Consider the following 18986-nt stretch of genomic DNA (forward strand, 5'->3'; position numbering starts at 1 on the left):
AACGTCCTATGCGCGGAATGATGGGCTGATTTGGCATCAGGTCATGGTCATGCTGAAGCGTTCCAGCATGTTTTAATGTGTGTCAGTTCGGCGTTTCGGTCAACAACATGTCTCTCCCATAACAAACACAGAGTACGCTTTTGCGGCTCTCACCGTCCTTAAGACGAGATCTTCGGGTCGTTGAACAGAAGGCCTGAACATTATCTACGAGGTCGAAAGCTCGCCTCTACGGCCCTTACAGAGAAAGGTCCTTCTGCCGTCGATCATCCCTCAAAGAAGGGACGATATGGTTCGCCGCGTTTGATGATCCCATGTACGGTGCGGGCCATCTTGGCGGCGATTGCGGTATACGCCTTGCGGCGCAAATGTGTGTTTTGCCGATCTTTGGCGATGTAACGCTCGAACTTGTCGCGGAAGCTGTTGGTGCGCTGCATGATGGCCACCTGACCGGCCATCCAAAGCGTGCGGCGCAATCTGGCATTGCCGTATTTGGACAGCTTGGTTTGACCCCGGAATGTGCCGGATTGGATCGTCGCGAGGTCCATCCCGCAGAACTTCAAGAATTGCCGGTGATGCTGAAAGCGGCGCAAATCGCCCGCCTCGGCCAAGATGGTCAGCGCATTGATCGGCCCGATCCCAGGAATGGAGGTCAGGAGTTGATAGTCGATATTGTCCTTGAGCAGTTCAACAGCGCGATCCTCGATCTCGTTACGCTGAGCAATCAGACTGCGCCCTTCACTCAGGACCAACCGGAACATCCTGGCGGCGTCGGATGCTGGTGTAATTGGCAAGCCTACAGATGACTTGGCAGTCTGATAAATATCTGCAAGCAAACGTTCTTTTGAGACTTTGCGACCGACAACCTCCCAGGCGTCGGCAATGAATGCTTCTTGGTCCATGGCAGAGATAAAATGCGGTGAAGGATAGCGTTCGAGAAAGGCAAAGAACCAATCGCTGCGCGAGCTGCGATGGAAGCGTTCTGCCTCGGGCCAATATAGCGGCAGATAATGGGTCAGGATGCGATGCCACAACTCGGTCTTCGATCGGGAGACAATGTCGTGCGTTTTGGATAGTTCTTGGAGATCGTTTGTGCCGCACAACAGTGGATCGTGATAGAACTGCTCGTTCCCGATTTGCATCATATGCAAGATGACCTGCGCATCCTTGGGGTCGTTCTTGTCCCAGCTGTTGTTCAAGGCTTCACGGGTGCGCGCCAAAGCAACCGAAGACACCAGCTTCACGTCGAAACCAGCAGCGCCGAGCCGGTATGCTAAGGCGCGATGGTAATTGCCCGTGGCTTCAAAAGCTGCGCGGACCGGGCGATTATAATCCGACAGTGTGGCGATCAATCGGTTGAAGTCTTCGAGCTGGTTCAACACGGTCAATCGGCGGCGGCGCTTCTTGCCCGGAACGGCGATCAAAACTTCATGGCGTGCCTTTGCGATATCAATCGCAACCAAAACAGGCTCGGTCTGTGCAATAGTGGTATCGGTCATAGTCGGTCTCCCTTGCGGTGTGGTTTGTTGCAAAACCATTGTAGGGACCTGAGACCCGGCTATGATCACCTGCTGCGCTATTTGGGGGCTGCGCAGGCAATCATAGCCTCTAAATCAATGTCATTCCGAAAGTGTTACGGCACGGAGTTCACAAGCCGGGCCATCCTGAAATGGGCCGACCAGAACGATGTGCCGTGGCATTACATCGACCCAGGGAAACCGCAGCAGAACGCCTTTATAGAGTCGTTCAACGGCAGCCTGCGCGACGAGTTATTGAACGAGGAGATCTTTGACACTTTGGACGATGCTCGGCGAAAGCTGGCGCTATGGCGATATGACTACAACGCCGTCAGGCCGCATTCGTCGCTCGGAAACCAGACGCCACTGCAAGCGCGCCGAGCGCTTGAGCAATTTGAGGGCTCCGCGCCCGGCGCGCTTGCCCAAACCGAAACCCATGAGTATCAAAATCAAACCCGCAGACTCTCGTTATGAACGAGGGACCAGCGGGGGGCAGGTCACGAGCTATATCGACGGGTTCCGAACATGACTGCCTGACGTCAGCACTCGTGGGACAGAATTGAGATTTAGCTAACGGAGGATTTCTGGTTCACCGCAGCGACCAAGGAGCGAAACTATTGACACCCCTCGCGCAAAGTGTGTTTCGTGATCATGACGGCGGCATTGGATGCGTGACGCATTTTTGCGCTGTATCTACGCGGCCAACAGATCTCGCTCCAGTTTCTCAAACATAGACACATCTTCTTCCGCATTCTCGAAGAGGTGCCCATAGACATCCATTGTCATGGTGATCGATGCGTGCCCAAGAAGCGTCTGGATCTTCTTCGGCGTCCAGCCTTGCTCAATGAACAGCGATGCGGCGGCATGTCGGAGTGCATGAATGCCAAACTTTGCATTTCCTTCGTGATCGACAATCTCGTTCTCAACCAACATTGGTTTGAACACGCGGTTGTAGATATTTGAGTAGTTCTGCACCTTGCCAACCGTATTTGGGAAGACCAGATTCTGATCGCTCTTCAGCCTTAGCGCCTGCCAATCGCCTAGTGTGTTGAGCACCATCGGAGCCATCGGGATCACACGGTCCCCTGCCCGGCTCTTTGGCAAGCCGATCTCGCAATACTCATCTGCACGCTGGAATACGCGTATTACTTTACGATCGAAGTCCACAGCCTCCCAGGTCAGTCCCCTCAATTCGGAAATCCGCATACCCGTGAAGATAGCCGTGATGAACATGGCCCGATGTGTCTTTGGGGCATTGTTGATGATCTTCCGGATCTCTTCCTTGGTGGGAATGTCAGCGCGCTTCGCATCGCGACGTGAGCTTCGTTTGACTTTCACTTCAGCAGCAGCATTGTGGGTCGCCCATTCGCGTTCCACGGCTTCCGAAAGAATGGCTCGCAGGCTGACCATGATCTTCTTTACCAGCGCACGGGATACGTCTTTGTCAAGCAATTCATCGATGAATTCTCGGACTTCACCGCGCGACAGGTCATTGACCAGAAGATGCCCTATCTTCGGTTCAATATGGATCTTGGCATGACTTCGATAAGCCTTGAGTGTGGAGCGTTCGAGCTCATTACGCAGACAGGTCTTCAACCAGCTATTGCTGGCATCTGAGACGGTTTTCTTGGGCTTGCCCATATGCAGTTATCCCTTTCGATTGTTCTGAACATATTATAGCGAGGGTGGATTAAGCCGTCGGGTGTTTTCCCATCAAGAATCTAAGAAATCTCACCAAATTACAGGTGGTTAAGATTGACTGTATTGCGACCACACCATCGGACCCGAATTCAATTGAAACTCCATTTGTTTCGGCGACACTCTAGCCGGGGGCATAGATGGCAGAAGGCAAGCCATGCAGCTCGTTTACGTTGTGGCTACATAGATGCATAATACGCATGAGTAGCTCGGCTTGCTTTCTGACATCCCATCTGGCCTATCTACTTGCCGAAGCCAACTCAGCCATTTCCATCAAGCCTTCCAGCGCCTTCTTGAACGGCCCTTCAAGTTCGATATCGCCGCGCATACATGCCATGCGAAACATCAAGACCACGCCCATCTCAGCATCCGTAAGCGGCAGGCCAAGCACGTCACAAAGCACTTCGTGAACACCGGGGTGATATTCTTCAATTGCCACCAACAAGAACTTGCTCGGATCCATACCAAGCGTCTGAGCAAGCGCAGGGATGCGTTGCAGCGGAACGCGTGTCACCCCTTGCTTCATCATTGACAGAACGTTTGGATGGTTGAAACCAACCCGGTCGGCAATTTCGCGTTGGGTAAGACCTGATGCGTCGATCGCGTCAGATAGATTGTTGGCTGTGGGGCTAAAAGCCATGACTGCACTCCTCAAGACATTGTCGTTTCGATATCTTGTGTTAGCGAGCGAGTTCACATCCTTGCGATGCAGTTAATCCGCCGCATGATCAAACCAACCAGATAAGCCAGATCCTCTCTCAATTCAGGTTGCCAGCTGCCCCAAAATCCCTGACGATGGACATTTAGGTTCTTAGGATTAAATTAGTGAAACGACAAAATTCTGAGCCATCGGTTTTCCAGATTGGTTTCAACACGAAAACCGCCAGAACGCTGGCTTCACTTTTTGAACGAAACGGATATAGAGCACGGCATTGGTTGAATGGCTTTCTTGCTGAAGACATCGTGTATAGTAAGGCTACAAACACCAAACCGTTGGAAGGTTGGCCCCGCGCACATTTCTTTTCAGGATTGGATTCTGTTCATAGACTTCACCTGCCGCAGGTAGAAGGTTTCAAGGAGTTTCGCTTCTTGAGGGAGAGTTTTCCAGATGCGATTTTCATTTTTGACGAGTGCGATGCAGACGACATAATTGCGAGCAAATTCCTAATTCGAAATGGCGAGTACGCAGTTTCTCAAGCTCATAAACTTGGAACAGATATCACCGATCTACCAGAAATTTGGATGTCTGATTGGGAGGAACATCGTGCCAGTTGTACCAACTACTTTCAGGACTATGAGGTGCCCCTAGATTTGTAGACTCGTTGCCGCCGCTGTCACTGCCGATGCAACGTCCGGCCGCCAGTTCTTCTTGCGCTTACAAGAACTCGATCCATAGACGGAAACACATTCGGCACAGACGGAGAAATCAACCCATAACTGTATTGACGACATTACCCACAATTTATCATATACAGTGCGGATGAACCGCAAGCTGTGAAGTGACGTATGAAACAGCCTCCTTGTCTGACACCATGCTCATGCGGTGACTCACCCCGCATCGTCGCAGAGCGTTGCCAGGTTGAAACCTCGGGTGTCCAAATCGACCGCTGAACTCAGAAGGGCGCGAACTTGCAAATCGACATCACACGGGAAGCTCTTGCGCCCAGATTGGAGAACATTCTGCAGGACCGGTCAGCGGCATGAATATCTCATTGAAAACGCCGTTGATCTGGTTGGTAAAGCGCATACCCATGCGTGACTTTGTCGTGCTTGCGGACAAGCCTGGCAGTGGAAAGCGGCTCCAGAAAATCCGGTCAGAGCATCAGCTGAAAGACTTTGTCAAAGTCGGTATGAACCTGTTCTGGCAACGGCAGGCGATGTTCGCGGGTGTTGCCCTTTTAACGGCTTACTACTTCGACTTCTTCCTTGCCTCTATATGCTATTTGTTCCTCCTGCTTGCGGAAGCAACAGACCTTTGCATTTCCAAGAAAGTGATCGTTTGGAAAGGTGGGAGCGTTCGAGAGACTAGGAAATATCTCGCTCTGGTCATCATGAGCCAGATTCTAAGCACGCTCGCAATCGCTTCATTTGCAATAGTAATGTCATGGTCAGAGGGTCCAGCCCTACATTTCACGCCCCTGTTCCTGTTGTTTGCCGCAGCGCTTTTTGCCGCCGTCAATAATCACCAGATTCCACAACTCCTTCTCATTAAGCTGGTGATTTACGGTCTTGCTTTCATTTTCATTCCCGCGCGCGACCTGATTGTCGTCCGACCACCAATTGACTCCTATCTTTGGCTGCAGTTCATCACGGTCGGCTTTGTTCTATATTTCATTGTGGATTGTTCGCGGATATTTGTTGATCTCTACAGGAAGAACATGCGCCAGTTCGAGAGCTTGAAGCTGGAACGCGACCGGGCCATGAGAGCGTCCGAAGCGAAGTCGCAATTTCTCTCTACCGTGAGCCATGAACTGCGCACGCCGTTAACCTCGATCAAGGGGTCACTTGACCTGATGAGAAGTGGCGCAGCGAGCGAGATACCTGCCGAGTTATCGCCTTTGCTGGACATGGCGCAGCGAAACACGGATCGTCTGCTTCTTCTTATCGGTGAGCTTCTGGATCTTCAAAAGATGGAAGCCAGCCAGATTGACCTGCAGTTAGAAGCGGTGAACCTGGAAGAAATAGTCCAGGAAGCAGTTGATGCCATTTCGCATTATGCGCGGAATTCAAGGGTCGAGGTTGCTTTCGAAACCTCTGGTGAAGCGCTCATGATCCTTGGCGACAAATCACGCCTGCTCCAGGTGATGGCGAACTTGCTCTCGAACGCGATTAAATTCTCTGACGAAGGAGACATCATCCGCGTCTCGGCAGAGAATGAAGGCGGAATGGCCATTATTCGCGTCGCCGACCAAGGTATAGGGATTCCTCAAGAGGCAAGGGATAAACTGTTCAAACCGTTTTCACAGCTCGATGCTTCCGATACCCGGAAGTTTGGGGGAACGGGCCTTGGATTGCACATCACAAAACGCATCCTCGACAAACACGGTGCGAATATAGACTTTGAGAGCGTTGTTGGCGTCGGCACCACGTTCTCACTTGAGTTTGAAACACTGCCCGACTGAGTGCCAAACAACACAGGAACAACGTCAATATGACCGAATTGCAAAGAATCCTGCATGTCGATGATGACGCGGATATAAGAACGATTGTGGAGTTGTCTCTCTGTTCCATAGGTGGCTTGACTGTGCAGTCATGTAGTTCCGGCAGAGAAGCAGTAGCCAGTGCGTTGGCCTTCCAGCCAGACCTTTTCCTCCTGGACATGATGATGCCAGGGATGACCGGAGAAGAAACCTGGACGGAGTTGCGTCGTCTACCGGGCCTTGAACAAGTACCGGTGATCTTCATGACGGCTAAAGTCCAAAACGAGGTTTCAGTGACGCTCAAACAATTAGGAGCGCTCGACGTAATAGCCAAACCTTTTGATCCGGTTGGGTTGCCCACCCTGCTACACGCGGCTTGGCATAGAGCCGCAACTGAATAGCGTCAGCAATCAAGAATTTCCAACTGCTGGGTCTACCAGCTTCCTATCCCGGTTAAGGTTCTCGAAAAATAGCGACCTCAACTCCCCCAAAGATTATTCACTGCCAAATTGCAGCCTCAATTCCTATCTACAACCCAACATGGAAAAGCGGTAGTCACTCCGAATACTGGACTTAGGAATCACCTATGCGAGATTTGAGAGTTTCCTAAGAACGACCGGGAGACGAGAAATTGAAGATCCTTGCCGTCGACGATGACAAGTATGTGCTGGAACTGCTTGATGCAATTCTCAAGGCTGACGGCTTTGTCGAGCATACTCTCGTGAAATCAGCCACGGCTGCATTACGGGAAATTTCGAACGCCACGTCTCCATTTGACTGCATTCTACTAGATATTCAGATGCCGGAAATGGATGGAATTGAACTCTGTGGTGTTATCAGGGCACTGCCTCACTACAAGACATGCCCGATACTCATGATAACGGCGATGACAGACCGATCCTATATTGATCGTGCGTTTGCTGCAGGTGCAACAGACTACATCAGCAAACCATTCGATCCGCTGGAGCTTGGCACAAGAATCCGCTTGGCCGAGAAACTGGTGAGCGAGCAACGGATTGCAACCGGATCGGCACGCGAGCTTCAGTCGCTTAGAAACAAGGTCAGTGAGGCATTCAACTTCTCGATTGACGATGCGGTAACCATCGACGAAGTGCCAGGGGCAATAGATAAGTTGGTCTTGGAAAACTATCTCCTGCAACTGTCTCGCGGAAAAATCTTCCAATCAATGGTTATCGGGTTCGCAATACGTGATTTTGAGGGGCTTTGGTCGCGTTCCAACTTGAGCGACACCCACATGACACTTGTGGACGTGGCAGATGCGATAGCACTCAATATGAAGAGTAGAAGCTATCTATTGGCATATTGTGGACGCGGCCGATTTGTTTGCGTTACCCAGCGTATCATTTCGAGCGCGCTTGATGATCTGGCGCAGCGAATACAGGCAAGTATTGATGAGTTTGAGGCCGCAGACCACGACAAGATCCGGGTCATCATGGGAGAGCCGGTTACAATGTCGCTCCTGGCTTCCCGAAATCCCTTGAAGTTGATTGATGACGCCATTGCATCCGCAGATCAAAATGGCCGCACTGCTCAACCGACGTCAACCAAGCCAAGTATTTGGGACCGAATTAACGGTCTGTTTACCCTAAGATAAGTGTGTCAAATATGGAATCGACAGATTATACCGCGCTAAATGACGCAATCATCAGTATCCAAGCGGAGTATCTGCGAAGTCTCGACCAACACTTCGAGCACTTCAGCAACCTTCTTATTTGTATCGACACCGATCACGATGCTGCGCATGCCATCGTCAAGATAAAGGAAAGGGCTCATCGGATATATGGCCTCGCTGCCACGATAGGTCTGGAGCAATTGGGCGAGAACGCTAAGCAAGTGGAGATCACAGCTGCGAAGCTGGATCAGGCGACAACAAAAAGCAGGGAGCAGTCTATAGAGTTGGTTTCACTGGTCGAAGGATTGCTCGATTACATAAAGAACCTTCAACACAGTTATCTCGACGCCTCTCGCACTGAGTAGAGGTATCACCAGATTGCACGTGCTGCTGCGATAAAAGGCCGTTTCACGAGTGAGCATATTTCTTGCCAACTTGGTTCCAAGGACCCGAGTCTGCGAACCCAGACATATTTCGCAAAAATATGGAAACACCAAGCGCAATCTAATACGCCACCGGCATCAACCTCAGACGCTCCTCATCCATGCGGCCTAACATTGGTGATCACCCCAATACTTATCCCATCGCAACGCCCAGCCACCAGAAATCATCGCGCAACTAATGTCACCGCTCAGAGGTGAAACGCACCACGCCGCAGTTCGATTACCGACCGCGCTTCCATCGGAAACGCATCTCAGAGGCGGCCCATCTATCAATATATGTCCATGTCTACCGATTCCGTCAGCTCGTCCGAGCAATCTTACTAACGCATCTCTTGCCTCTACGGGGTCCGCGTTCGGACAGGGATGGCCTGATGAACAGGTTCCATCCATCTCACGCGCCGCAATGCCGGCAAGCCTTAGACGTGGCCCCTCCTTACACCAGACCGGCCCATCTCCGTCCCAAACGTGAGCAGCCCCACTTGAGTGGTTCAAATTGAAAGTTAGTGCATGATTGGCCTTTGGTCCATCGGAACGATGGCCTCAGGTGCGGGCGGGCGGTAGCCCAATGCACTGTGTGGTCGTTTGGTGTTGTAATGGTTCCTCCATCTTTCGATGACGATTTGGGCTTCACGCAGCGAGTAAAAGATCTCGCCATTCAGCAATTCGTCTCGCATCCGCCCGTTGAAGCTTTCGCAATACCCGTTCTCCCAAGGCGACCCAGGCTCGATGTATGCTGTCTTCGCTCCAACCGCTCTGATCCAGTCTCTGACGGCCTCGGCGATGAACTCGGGGCCGTTATCTGAACGGATGTAGGCAGGCACACCTCGCAAGATAAACAGGTCTGTAAGAGCGTCGATGACCTCAGCCGAGTTCAGCTTGCGTTTCACCCGGATTGCCAGACATTCCCGGCTGTATTCATCCAAGATGTTCAGTGTTCTGAACGCCCTGCCATCGTCTGTTCGGTGATGCACAAAATCATACGACCAAACGTGATTGCGATACTCAGGGCGCAGCCGCACACATGAGCCGTCATTGAGCCAAAGCCGCCCTTTCTTCTGTTGTTTCATTGGCACTTTAAGCCCCTCACGTCGCCAAAGCCGTTCGACACGTTTGTCGTTCACTTGCCAGCCTGCGTCTCTCAACAGGGCAGCAACCCGGCGGTATCCATATCGACCAAACTGGCGCGTCAGCTCAATCATGTCCTCAACCAAGCGTTCTTCGTCAGCGCGTCCACGTGGTAATCGGCGCTGTGTGGATCGGTGTTGGCCCAGAACGCGACAAACCCGTCGTTCAGAAACCTTGAACTGACTACGCACATGATTGATGCAGGCACGTCGGCGCGAGGGGCTCAGAAGTTTCCCGATGCGGCCTCCTTTAGGATCAGCTTATCCAATGTCAGGTCAGAAACCGCACGACGCAACCGCTCGTTCTCTTTCTGCAGTCGCTTCAGTTCCGTGAGTTGTTTCGTGCCCATTCCACCGTACTTCTTCTTCCAGCGGTAATAGGTTTGTTCAGTCACGCTGATCTGTCTGATTGCATCAATCCGGGGCATGCCTTGCCCCATCAGAACTTCAACTTGCCGTAACTTAACGACAATCTCTTCCGGCTTGGGTCTCTTAATCGCCATTTCTGGTCCTCCGCTTTCCTAACAATAGGGGCGGACCACTTCAAAGGGGGAGGCTCATACGGCTTGAAGTTCCAGGGCATGAGATTTTTGATATCTTCCTGCATATGCCCGTTCAGTATCTTGCTCAGGACATGTTCGAGATAGGCCTGTGGGTTGATGCCGTTGAGCTTACAGGTGCCGATCAGAGAGGCCATGCGCGCCCATGACGCGCATCCTCCTGCGCTCGGTGGCTTAACGGTTCCTTAAGCCATGCATAGAAGCCCGAAAAATGGACCCGCAGCACCCGGCACATGGCCCGGACGCCAAACTCCTCGCGATGCGCCCGAATGAAGGCGTACTTCATTGGGACTCGCGCGCGAAGTACGCCGTTGCCTTTTTTAGGATATCACGCTCCTCGGTCACCCTGGCCAACTCGCGCTTCAGGCGCCGGTTCTCGGCTTCGTGATCCACGCCGGCATTCTTCGGCACAGGATCGCCGAACAGCTTCATCCACTTGTACAGAGAATGCGTACTAGCGCCCAAACGACGGGACACCTCCCGAACCGGACATCCCCGCACCGTGATCTGATGCACCGCATCCCGCTTGAACTCGTCGCTGTAATTGCTTGTCCCCATGTTGGCCTCCTTGCCTCAAAATTAGGGGGCAAAGCGTCTACAAATCTAGGGGCACCTCACACCGACCAACCAACCATTGAACCAATCACACTCGATCGATCACCTCTCCAAGGATTGATGGTCAACCCGGATCCCCCTGGCGGCAATGCGATCTAATAGCCCCGCAACCTTTCTAGGACTTCGGACCTTGAGCTGGGATTGAGCGGTAACCGTCATCACCCCGGCTCACCCACCGCATTTCCCTGTGCAAATATCACCAAATTCGAACGGGTTTAGTGCGGGGTTAGATCGGGAGTGTGTTTAGGGTTTGAAATAGCTGGCACGAAGCCAACGCAACTGTCTGGAAACCCTAGATCAAAGAGGCAAACAGGATCACAGATTTCGACCGCATCAAGACATCGGAGACATTTGACCCCTGATGCGCTGAGGGGCGCGAGAGCGAGCGTAGAGCGCGACTACGCCTTCCCCTTAGGGATAGCGGGGAGCGGGGTAGCGCGTGTCTACGACGCTGTATGGCGCTTTGAAAGGCATTGGCGGTATCCGTATTTCCGAGCATGATTTCGACGGACATCTCAACCGGGGTTAGCATCGGTAGTGCAAGGCGGCCCCGGTAATCCGGAGCGCATACAATGCACACCGCTTCATACCAAACCAATGTTTGTAGCAGCTGAATATATCTGACCGGGTTAATCTGGAACGTCTCCCGAGAGAGCAATGTGTAATGGGTTTTCTGCTACTTTGTGGATTCTTCTATCCGCTTCAAAACTCTGCGCACGGAGCTTGCAGACCATTCCCCGCCCCGGGTGGTTTTGATCCCTTGTTCGTTTGCGTGCGCAGCAAGAGCCTTTGCACTGGTTGATCGGCCGCCTTTCTTGAGGCTTTCTTTCAGCTCCGCAAGTTCACGAGCCTTTGAATCCGCATTCTTGGTTCGGATGATCCTGGACACGGCAGCGGCCTTACGGGTCTGACGCTGCCTTTCCTCAAGTGGACGCTCTGCCCTAGGAACAGGCTTCAACTCGAACTTGATGGGGGAGCTGGCCGTTAACAACGTCATTTTCTGCAGTTGGGATAGCTCACCGATATGAGCTCGCAACTTTAAGTCTAGAAAGTGCCAGCCAAATTGCTCCAGTTCGGCGAGCAAATCAAACCGCAGCTTCTGCGGGCATCTTGCAAAGATCCTCCTATAATCATCAATGACCACTCGCCCTTTCTTTCCGTCAATCTGATCCAGCAGGTGCTTCAAGGTCGGTAAAGAAGACAAACCCTTAACTTCTCGCGCATAGTCATGGTAAACACCCAGTTTCTGACCCTCGAGTCGATCAGACAGGTGCTTCAAGTTTGTCAGTTGCTGGGTTACGGCGGGATAGCCCACGAGGTTATTACGCGGTCTGGGCCCGTGTGTTATGAGAGCATATCCAAATAGCTTTACCATACAAACATATCCCACTTTAGTATTTCGACGACATTTGGATATGACTGCCATCTTGACATTCGTAATCGCTGCCGAGAACGGCCCAAGAGCTCTCCTTATTCGAGACACACCAGTAATTGAAAGCCATTGGTCAGCGAACGAGAAACACTGAGCTTGTCATGTCTGGCTGCTGATGCTCTTTGACTCAGTTTATCGGGCCTCCGACTTTGTGCACAGCACAACATCTGAAGCTATCGAATGAAACTTGTACCGACTACAAACAACACCATGCGTGCGCCGAAGAAACCTCAAAGCTGACCTGCCATGCCAAATCTACGCGGGCTCGAAAGACAACCACGGCAAAGACGCATCCAATTGGCCCCAAACGTCAGCCAGAGGCCTCCGGTAGTTGCAACTCAACGTTGGCCGGGGCCATCCGTGCAGTCGGCACGCTCCTGAAGCGACCGGAGGCAGTTATTGAGTGCATCGACGATGTTGCAATTGACCAAGATGCAGCCAATGCTCCGGAGACCTTTAGAGCACTGAATTGCCGCAGGCAATTCAAGCTCTTCGCACTGTCCCGCAGGGGATCAGTGATGAACCTAAGTTCCGGAGATGACCAACAACGTTCTCAGGAACCTGCGTTCCCATCCGGGAGCGTCATTGTCTAACTCATTAGTTCGATAATAAGTTAAAACAATCTCAGTAGATGAAGCTATGGGTAAGATAAGGTAAATAACCTAGGCTTTAGATTAAATTGTTATCTTATATATATTGTCTCTCATTTCCCGCCGCTAGGAACCACACGGCAAAAAGACACAATATATCGGACACACAACTCAGCGACCACTATATATTGGTTCGATTGGAAGACCTAATTCACCTTGCCGAACCCGCAACTAGTCACTCAGCAAGGTGAATTATTTCCGGCGCGGAGTCAACATTTCGGCGCTAGGACGTCATTGATGCCCTACTTCAACCACGTGAAAGAACTTGCAAAGCCTTGCGGAATCTTGATCGTGGATTCCTTGAGCAGTGTTTGACATATGTCCCCACCAAGAACGCCGCAGGTTTGAATCTGTTCTTGATAACATCAGGTCTCTCAAACTCACCAAATATCAACCACCAAACTTGGGCAATTTCAGTTTGTGTTGGGTGCTCCCTCGAATAGAACTCTGTATAGGCCAGAAGCTCCTTCGCAACCATCGCACTCAACGCAGTCTTAAACACTTTCTCAGCGTTCAAGTTTCGACCGCGTCGACCGGCGCAAATCTTATCAAGATCAGCGCACAGAAATTGCCAGAATCGAACAATATCCTCGACAATCGTATCGGGTTTCATCCCTGACTTCAGCGGTCGTCTGCTAGCTTCCGGAAGATAAACACCCAACAGAACCACCGAGTATTCCGCTGCACGAAATACCGTCCAAATATCTGATCCCTGCGTCCTTAGAGTAGGAGAGTTTAATCCGCCATCTTCAAAACGCCTAGCCTTTATGGTTATCCATTTCATGGCCAGCAACAACCGTCTAGTCGCTAGGCTTTCCGGCCAAGGCCGATAGTGCCCTGGGAACTCCCAAAAGTATCTCAAAGGTTGCACGAACCTGGACCTACCTGAAGTAGGAAATGGGCAGATTGTAGTATTTCCGTTTATTGATATCCCTTCACTTGAGAAAGGTATGTCAATTTCAGACGTTCTAAGGCTTTTTGTTGTTTCGATCACCGTTTCATCCCTTCCAGCAATTTCTTATGCGGCAATTCCATGCCCATTAATGGACTCAGATCGCGGACGACCATCACGCCAGATTGATATTCTGCTCCGACGTGCTTCACAGCTAATGGTGAGGCGCTCCGGTATTGGCGGCAGTGATTTAGCGCAGGAAGATAGTCTAGCGATCGCCATAACATTACCGTAACGCTCAACGTCGCTGAGAAAGGACGCATAACTCTCATCAAGGGCTGCAAGATGCCGTCTTCCGTCAAGATCGACATACACCCCTTTGTCGCGAATGCAGCGCAGCAGGATATCTTTCCCACTTGCCACATATGAGACCCCTCGAAAGCCGGTATCTTGGCCAGCGATACATCTGGCTGGATCTCCTTTCTCGAGAATCCACTGCAAACCATCATGGCTAAGACGTGCCGACCGGTCTGAATTTAGGTAGAATACTAGCTGTTTTCTCGGTTTCATCGAGCAATACTCCTTTGTTCACGAAATCGCTTCGCGTCGTTGAATTCACTAAATTTGGGTGTGTTTGGATGGTGCGACCCAAGCGCCGTCAGGCTGTCAAGTAGCGGTCATGCAGAGGGCATAAGCTCATCTCGCGTGACGCGTCGCCATTCAACACAGCGAACGCGTGTCCAACGGCCTTCCGGTGTGGGTCGGCGCCACTGAGGAAAAGGCATCTTCTGAAGCGCCGACAAGGCCTCGTCGAAGTCGTCGAATTCTCGTTCTGCACCTTCGGCATCAATCAGATACTTCCCGTCTTTGATCAAACCCGCATGGAACATACTTCCGTCTTTCGCCACAGGAACAAATACGACTTCTCCCAGTCCCTCATCTGCCTCGACGATTGAAACAGCATCACACTGTTTGCGCCAGATCGAGTCATTGAAATCGCTCTGGGCCGACAGCCAGGCGGCCGCCTCTTCAGCTTCGATCCGCATTTGGGAGCCATTGATCTCAGCAGGATTGCCAGCAAGCTTGTTCTTGATTGTCTGCGGCGCACGTCCGGAAAGAACTGCAAGCTCTAAAGCAGTTACCGGTTCGCCGTTGTCAACTTTCCACCGCGCCAGTGACTTGCGAAGCACCGCGACCAGGTGTTCGTCATCCAACCCCCACACCTGTGACGGCAGCAGAGCAAGAAGTCGCTCAGCTTGTTGTATCTGGTTGGCCAAGAATTGATATCGCTGGTCATCGTCCCGAGCCGTTGCCAGTACGATCCCGAAATCTGCATAGGCTGTGAGGTCGTGAAGAAGGTTGCCGATTTGGGTTTCGGAATAGATACCACAATAGTCTTCATCAAGAATTTCACGCCAACCAAGGTCTGAGTTGTTCCGTTGGAAAGCACAGGAGACCATGGTGTCAAAGCCCCGGGACGCACATTCCTCTCCAAGATAGCTCGCGCATAGCTCGAACATGACCTCCAAGGACCGGATTACACCTTCCTCGAAGAAATCCTGGTTGCCGAACGAGTGTTCGAAATCGATCGTGCGCTCGTGAACGCGCTCTGCAATGTCATCATTCGCCTTCATCTTAACCCCTTTCAGTGATCAGTTATAATCTCTGATACTGATTTAGGGTAATTGCAGCGAATATTCAATAGCTTTATCAGTATAGATTTCGATACTTGATACTTGATAATTCTATATGGCTATTCACTAAATCTCTGTCGAACCGCACGCCCCTCAAGCATCAATACTCGTAACCTTGATCGGCAGCATGTTGGCTTGGATTCGACTAACTTTGACAAAGCTGTGCAACACCCAAGAACGATCCACGCTACTGTCTAGTCGGCTCTCACAAGATGCGACCAGCTGGAAACGAAACCCTGCTTTCGCGAAACAGAACGGATCCAAAGTGGAATCCAGCGCAAGGCAACTGCAAGGCAAGGGAGCGAAGACTGTGAGCTCTTGGAAGAAATGGTGCCCGGGGGCGGAATCGAACCACCGACACGAGGATTTTCAATCCACTGCTCTACCCCTGAGCTACCCGGGCACGGGTGAACGGTTCATCGTTCGGGTGGGCGGGTTGTAGACGCGGGTGGGGTTGGTGTCCAGAGGGAAAATGCAGGATTTTCAGTGCGGGCCGTGACTTTCCTTGCGTGCCATGTCCAGCAGCGCGTCGGCGGCCTCGTCCAAGTCTGCCGGGTCCTCTGAAGGGGCCGCATAGGACCCATTCAGCCAACGCCCCAAATCCACATCCGCGCAGCGACGTGAGCAGAAGGGGCGGTATTTCAGGTCGGTCTGTTTCTTGCAAATCGGGCAGGTCATTTGGTGCCTTTCAAGCAGGCCCGCAAGCTCATGCGTTCGCGTTTGCGTTGCAGTTCAAAATTACCCAGCGTCGTCCAGCCGACAAGCGACGTTTCAATACCGTCAGCCCGAAATGCGGCGCGCAGGGCTTGTTCGATCTGGCGGCGGTCTTTCTTCGGGCTTGGGGCGAAGTCAACGACGATCTGCCCACCCAATCCACGACACCGCAGCGCACGCGGCAAGGCATGGGCGGTGGCGATGTTGGCCTTCAGACCGGCGGCCGGGCTAGTATCGCCGCCGGTGTTCACATCCACCGCGACCAAAGCGCGGGTCGGTTCCACAAAGACAGTGGCCCCACCCGGCAACGGCACGCGGCTTCCCAGCGCTGCATCTATCATATCGTCGACCTCGTGACGGTCGAACGCGCCGTCCGCGGCATCAAGCTGATCGGGTTCGGGCCATTCGCGCCACGCTTGATGATGCGGGTCAGCACCGTCGATCAACAGCTCCGGCGTCGCGCCATCACCATCCTTGCGCACAGACCGTGACAGGTCGAGCATCTGGGCGATGTCCTCGGCAATCTCGTCATCTGATGCGGTGGCGGCGACGGATCGCAGGATCAAGCCTTCGTCGGCCTCCTGCATCACGTCGTGCGCGATCTCAAGCAACCGCACACGGTCGTCATCGTCGCGTATTGATCGGCTGACATTCAGGCCCGGCGCGTCCGGCGTCACGATTGCAAAGCGGCTTTTGAACAGCAGTTTCTGGGTCACGGGTACGGCTTTCACGTCCTCTGCAAATCCGGTGACCTGCACAAGGATCGCCTGGCCCGGCTTCAGCCCCTTTCCTTGACGCAGAAAACCGGTTTCCCCGTCTGGCAGGCGCAGCATCATGCCCCCCTGCCCTTTCAGCGGACGATCGCAGATCGCGCGAAAAATCGCGCCGGGCAGCGTCACACTTTCCGGTGGTTCGATCAGCAGATCTTCCAGATGGCCGTCAACGATACGTGCGGCGGCCATGCGCCCCTTGTAGCGGTCAAGCGCGATCACGCTGCCCTTCATGTGCACTCTCCATAGATCGGGTAGCCTGCGGCCAGCAACAGGTTCGCGGTTTCGGCCACTGGCAGGCCGACAACTGCCGTATAACTTCCCTGAAGCCACGTGACGAAAGCCCCGGCTGGCCCCTGAATGGCATATCCGCCCGCCTTGCCGCGCCAATCGTCTGATGCAAGATAGGCGTTCAGCTCAGCATCCGACAGACGTTTGAATTTGACTGTGGTCACGACATCGCGCGCCCATGTCTGTTGTGCATTGCGCACCACGACCGAGGTGATGACCCGGTGGCGACGCCCGGAGAGGGCCAGCAGAAACTCGGCCGCCTGCCCTGCGTCGTCGGGCTTTCCCAGAATGCGGCGGCCCAGCGCGACGGTGGTGTCAGCGCACAGTACGACCTCGTCCGGCGCCACATCCATCGCGGCGGCCTTCGCAGCGGCGATCCGGCGACAATAAGCCAGCGGCAGTTCGCCCTTCTCCGGCGTCTCGTCCACGTCCGGAGGGCGCACATCATCCGCAACAAGGCCGAGCTGCCCCAGCAACTCGGCCCGTCTTGGGCTTCCAGAGCCCAGAATCAATCGGGGTCGGGTCATGCCCGGCAGACCGCTTACTTGAAGCGGTAGTTGATCCGACCCTTGGTCAGATCATAGGGGGTCATTTCGACCTGCACCTTGTCGCCAGCCAGAACGCGGATACGGTTTTTGCGCATCTTTCCTGCCGTATGTGCGATGATCGTATGGCCGTTTTCCAGCTCGACCAGGAATGTCGCATTCGGCAGGAGGTCCTTCACGACACCGGGGAATTCGAGCAGTTCTTCCTTGGCCATGTTCACTCCTGTTTTTTCACTCACCCTTTGTGAGCGCCCTTTAAATGGGCGCAAACTTCCAGATTTTCAAGGGAAATCCTGCTTGCCTGCGGATTAGACCTCGGTTTCATCATCTTGGCGGCGCGGCAGACCGAAACGTTCAAGGATGTGACCGCGAATCTGGTCGCGGGTTTGACGATAGGCGGCCAGCTTTTCGTCCCGCCGTGAGCCCAGCCCGGTGGGGTCGAGAATCGGCCAGTATTCGACGTCCAGATGGAACAGCCGCGTCAGCTCCAGCGCACGCCGTTGGCTGGCAGGGGACAAGGCAACAATGAGATCGAAACTTGAAAGGTCGTCGCCCCATTCTTCCATCTGGTCAAAGCTGCGCACACGATGGTTGGACAGGGTGATCCCCAGCTCGTCACAGACCGATATTGAGAAGCCGTCAATATCCATGTCGCTGTGAACGCCAGCGGATTGCACATAAATATCATGCCCATAAAAGGCTTTCATCATCCCCTCGGCCATAGGCGAGCGCACCGCATTGTGGTCGCAACAGAACAGCACTGACTGGGGACGGTCTGCGGACATACTTAGCCCCAGTGCAGGACACAAATCAGTGTAAACAGGCGGCGCGCCGTGTCGATGTCGACATTGGCTTTGCCCTCAAGACGTTCCTGCAGCACCCGCGCGCCTTCGTTGTGAATACCGCGCCGGGCCATGTCGATGGCTTCAATCTGACTGGGGGGCAGCTTCTTCACGGCGTCAAAATAACTTTCGCAGATGGCGAAATAATCCTTCACCACCTGCCGAAACGGGCCAAGCGACAGGTGAAAGACCGCCGCCTGATCGCCGCTTTCGGTGCGGGCATCGACCACAAGCCGCTTTTCGCGGATCGCGAGCCCCAAGTGATAGGGACCATCGGGCGGGGTTTGCCCATCGCGCCCATTCAGTTCAAAGCTGTTATCTTCCAGCAAGTCGAAAATGGCGACTTTGCGTTCCTGCTCGATGGCTGGCGTGGGTGCGGCAAGGCCGGTATCGTCGATCTGGATGTCAGTGATGCGATTCATGGTCATC

The 18986-nt window shown here is 53.1% G+C and carries 18 protein-coding genes, 1 tRNA gene and 4 pseudogenes; 6 read left to right on the forward strand and 17 right to left on the reverse strand.

Annotated elements, in window-relative coordinates:
- Positions 1-204: 204 nt before the first annotated feature.
- Positions 205-1496 (reverse strand): annotated as a pseudogene (locus MN186_RS11440) (IS110 family RNA-guided transposase).
- 138 nt (positions 1497-1634) lie between these two features.
- Here MN186_RS11440 and MN186_RS11445 point away from each other — a divergent pair.
- Positions 1635-1988: pseudogene (locus MN186_RS11445) on the forward strand (integrase core domain-containing protein); the annotation flags it as partial.
- 219 nt (positions 1989-2207) lie between these two features.
- Here MN186_RS11445 and MN186_RS11450 read toward each other — a convergent pair.
- Positions 2208-3155: a tyrosine-type recombinase/integrase gene (locus tag MN186_RS11450; protein ID WP_242114505.1), complete on the reverse strand. Its 948-nt coding sequence runs from the start codon at positions 3153-3155 to the stop codon at positions 2208-2210.
- 295 nt (positions 3156-3450) lie between these two features.
- Positions 3451-3852 (reverse strand): helix-turn-helix domain-containing protein, encoded by a 402-nt coding sequence (locus MN186_RS11455; protein WP_242114506.1) that lies wholly within the window; start codon positions 3850-3852, stop codon positions 3451-3453.
- Between the two features lie 185 nt (positions 3853-4037).
- On the opposite strand from MN186_RS11455, the gene MN186_RS11460 reads away from it, so the two are divergent.
- The 5 genes from MN186_RS11460 (at position 4038) to MN186_RS11480 (ending at position 8350) form a co-directional block, all read left to right on the forward strand.
- Positions 4038-4529 carry a hypothetical protein gene (locus MN186_RS11460; protein ID WP_242114507.1) on the forward strand — a complete coding sequence of 164 codons (492 nt, stop codon included), beginning with the start codon at positions 4038-4040 and terminating at the stop codon, positions 4527-4529.
- 434 nt (positions 4530-4963) lie between these two features.
- Positions 4964-6334 (forward strand): sensor histidine kinase, encoded by a 1371-nt coding sequence (locus MN186_RS11465; RefSeq protein WP_242114508.1) that lies wholly within the window; start codon positions 4964-4966, stop codon positions 6332-6334.
- Positions 6335-6363: 29 nt separating this feature from the next.
- The gene (locus MN186_RS11470; RefSeq protein WP_242114509.1) at positions 6364-6753 is read left to right on the forward strand and encodes a response regulator; all 390 of its coding nucleotides are present in this window, start codon (positions 6364-6366) and stop codon (positions 6751-6753) included.
- Positions 6754-6983: 230 nt separating this feature from the next.
- Positions 6984-7967, forward strand: coding sequence for a response regulator (locus MN186_RS11475; RefSeq protein ID WP_242114510.1), 984 nt, complete (start codon positions 6984-6986; stop codon positions 7965-7967).
- 11 nt (positions 7968-7978) lie between these two features.
- Positions 7979-8350, forward strand: a complete 372-nt coding sequence (locus MN186_RS11480; protein ID WP_242114511.1) for an Hpt domain-containing protein — start codon at positions 7979-7981, stop codon at positions 8348-8350.
- Positions 8351-8928: 578 nt separating this feature from the next.
- Here the strand turns inward: MN186_RS11480 and MN186_RS11485 are convergent.
- The 14 genes and pseudogenes from MN186_RS11485 to MN186_RS11550 all read right to left on the reverse strand — a co-directional run bounded on the left by MN186_RS11485 (position 8929) and on the right by MN186_RS11550 (position 18979).
- Positions 8929-10055 (reverse strand): IS3 family transposase gene (locus tag MN186_RS11485; protein WP_242114512.1). Its coding sequence is split into 2 segments (ribosomal slippage): positions 8929-9791 and positions 9791-10055, totalling 1128 coding nucleotides; the frame shifts between segments, so codons are not numbered across the junction.
- A 62-nt stretch (positions 10056-10117) separates the two neighbouring features.
- Positions 10118-10264: pseudogene (locus MN186_RS11490) on the reverse strand (transposase domain-containing protein); the annotation flags it as partial.
- A pseudogene (locus MN186_RS11495) lies at positions 10261-10670 on the reverse strand (transposase); the annotation flags it as partial. The pseudogenes MN186_RS11490 and MN186_RS11495, both read right to left, overlap by 4 nt.
- 733 nt (positions 10671-11403) lie before the next feature.
- Positions 11404-12042, reverse strand: coding sequence for a recombinase family protein (locus tag MN186_RS16565; protein ID WP_242114513.1), 639 nt, complete (start codon positions 12040-12042; stop codon positions 11404-11406).
- A gap of 1014 nt (positions 12043-13056) precedes the next feature.
- On the reverse strand, positions 13057-13593 hold the full coding sequence (locus MN186_RS11505; RefSeq protein ID WP_242114514.1) for a hypothetical protein: 537 nt from the start codon (positions 13591-13593) through the stop codon (positions 13057-13059).
- A 206-nt stretch (positions 13594-13799) separates the two neighbouring features.
- Entirely contained in the window at positions 13800-14072 is a 273-nt protein-coding gene (locus tag MN186_RS11510) for a hypothetical protein (protein WP_242114515.1), read from the reverse strand.
- 306 nt (positions 14073-14378) lie between these two features.
- Entirely contained in the window at positions 14379-15335 is a 957-nt protein-coding gene (locus MN186_RS11515) for a hypothetical protein (protein WP_242114516.1), read from the reverse strand.
- A 388-nt stretch (positions 15336-15723) separates the two neighbouring features.
- A tRNA-Phe gene (locus MN186_RS11520) sits at positions 15724-15798 on the reverse strand.
- Positions 15799-15878: 80 nt separating this feature from the next.
- On the reverse strand, positions 15879-16073 hold the full coding sequence (locus tag MN186_RS11525; protein WP_242114517.1) for a DNA gyrase inhibitor YacG: 195 nt from the start codon (positions 16071-16073) through the stop codon (positions 15879-15881).
- Positions 16070-17113, reverse strand: coding sequence for a ribonuclease E/G (locus MN186_RS11530; protein ID WP_242114518.1), 1044 nt, complete (start codon positions 17111-17113; stop codon positions 16070-16072). Before MN186_RS11530 ends, MN186_RS11525 begins: the two co-directional genes overlap by 4 nt.
- A complete protein-coding gene (locus MN186_RS11535) occupies positions 17110-17697 on the reverse strand; it encodes a Maf family protein (protein WP_242114519.1) in 588 nt (195 codons plus the stop codon). Before MN186_RS11535 ends, MN186_RS11530 begins: the two co-directional genes overlap by 4 nt.
- 14 nt (positions 17698-17711) lie before the next feature.
- A complete protein-coding gene (gene infA, locus MN186_RS11540; protein WP_021101650.1) occupies positions 17712-17930 on the reverse strand; it encodes a translation initiation factor IF-1 in 219 nt (72 codons plus the stop codon).
- A 93-nt stretch (positions 17931-18023) separates the two neighbouring features.
- Positions 18024-18500, reverse strand: coding sequence for an arsenate-mycothiol transferase ArsC (locus MN186_RS11545; RefSeq protein WP_242114520.1), 477 nt, complete (start codon positions 18498-18500; stop codon positions 18024-18026).
- Between the two features lie 2 nt (positions 18501-18502).
- Entirely contained in the window at positions 18503-18979 is a 477-nt protein-coding gene (locus tag MN186_RS11550; RefSeq protein ID WP_242114969.1) for a UPF0262 family protein, read from the reverse strand.
- Positions 18980-18986 lie beyond the last annotated feature (7 nt).

The sequence above is a fragment of the Aliiroseovarius sediminis genome (assembly GCF_022678485.1).
Taxonomy (GTDB): Bacteria; Pseudomonadota; Alphaproteobacteria; order Rhodobacterales; family Rhodobacteraceae; genus Aliiroseovarius; species Aliiroseovarius sediminis.